General features: G+C 52.2%; 1 pseudogene. It reads right to left on the bottom strand.

What is annotated here, in order from left to right:
* Positions 1 to 230 (bottom strand): annotated as a pseudogene (locus LD028_RS09675) (rhamnogalacturonan acetylesterase); the annotation flags it as partial.

Raw genomic sequence — 230 nt, forward strand, 5'->3', positions numbered from 1 at the left:
GGCGGCGAAGAGGGAGATTCAGTTCGACGATGCCTTCGACGACCAAACGGGCGATTTCTTTCGCCCCGCGCTGATGAAAATGGGTGTTGTCTTTGATGCCTTTCGGATAATTGGGGTGTTCGCCCGGCTCAAGCCATAAAAACCACCGCTTCGTCCGTTCCGGTCCAAGCTGTTCAAACCGTTGTTTGCTTTTCGTTGTCAAATCGATCACTGGGACACGTTCGTGTTTT

The sequence above is a fragment of the Anoxybacillus sp. LAT27 genome (genome assembly GCF_022030075.1).
Taxonomy (GTDB): Bacteria; Bacillota; Bacilli; order Bacillales; family Anoxybacillaceae; genus Anoxybacillus; species Anoxybacillus kestanbolensis.